This is a genomic window from Streptomyces sp. XY431 (assembly GCF_001279805.1).
GTDB lineage: Bacteria > Actinomycetota > Actinomycetes > Streptomycetales > Streptomycetaceae > Kitasatospora > Kitasatospora purpeofusca.
The window spans coordinates 1-1,312 of sequence record NZ_LGDO01000210.1; the positions used below are offsets into that span (position 1 = coordinate 1).

1 protein-coding gene is annotated in these 1,312 nt (G+C 71.9%); it reads right to left on the reverse strand.

The annotated features are described in order from the left end of the window. The coding region (locus ADK60_RS20615) for an amino acid adenylation domain-containing protein (protein ID WP_234371187.1) at positions 1–1,277 on the reverse strand (1,277 nt) is incomplete at its 3' end. Between the last annotated feature and the right edge of the window lie 35 nt (positions 1,278–1,312).

Here is a 1,312-nt window from a genome sequence, read left to right on the forward strand (position 1 = left end):
ACCAGGCGCTTGTCGCCCGGGACGTCCTCGCGGACCGTGACCACGACCTGTTCCAGGCCCGGGTGCGCGGCCAGGACGGCCTGCACCTCACCCGGCTCGATCCGGAAACCGCGCAGCTTCACCTGCTCGTCCGCGCGACCCGCGAACACCAACTCACCGTCGCCCGACCACTTCGCCAGGTCACCCGTGCGATACAGCCGGCCACCCGGCACCCCGAACGGATCGGCAACGAACCGCTCCGCCGTCAGCCCCGGGCGCGCCACATACCCACGCGCCAGCCCCGCACCCGCCACGTACAACTCGCCCGCCACACCCACCGGCACCGGACGCAGCGCGGCGTCCAGCACATAGGCGCGCACATTGTCCAACGGACGCCCGACCGGGAGCACACTCGCGCCGTCCACCGCGGTGTGCGTGGCGACGAAGGTCGTGGCCTCGGTCGGCCCGTACCCGTTCACCACCACGATGTCCGGGCAGGCCGCCCGCACCCGCGCCACAGCCACCGGCGACAGGACGTCGCCACCGGCCCACACCTCACGCACCCCGGCCAGGCACCCCGGATCCTCCTCCACCACCAGGGCGAAGAGCCCCGCCGTCAACCACAGCGCCGTGACCCCGAACGAGGACACCGCCCCCGCGAGCGAGAGCGCCGTCACATCCCCCTCGGGCATCACCACCACCCGGCGCCCCGTCAACAGCGGAACCCACAGCTCCATCGTCGACGCGTCGAAGGAGTGCGGCGAGTGCATCAGCACCCGCTCGAACCCCGCACCCGCGAACCGCCGGTCCAGCGCCAACGCCACCACGTCGGCATGCGTCACCGCCACACCCTTCGCCCGACCCGTCGAGCCGGAGGTGTACATCACATAGGCCAACCCCTCCACCTCGCACGAGACCTCCAACGGCTCCCCGACACCCGCACCGGAAACCTCCAGCACCGTCAGACCCAGCTCGGCCGCCTCACCCCGCAACCCCGCATCGGTGAGCACGACCGAGGCACCCGTCTCCCCCACGATCGACCTGCGGTGCGCCAACGGATACCGGACGTCCAGCGGCACGTAGTAACCACCCGCCTTCACCACCGCCAGCAGCGCCACCACCAACTCCGCCGACCGCTCCATCAGCACCGCGACACCGCACTCCGCACCCACACCCAGACCCACCAACCGCCGCGCCACCGCATTGGCCCGCGCGTCCAACTCCCCGTACGACAGCTCGACACCCTCCGACACCACCGCCACCGCATCCGGCGTCCGCGCCACCTGCTCCGCGAACAACCCCGGCAACGTCCACGGCTCGACCTCGACCGCCG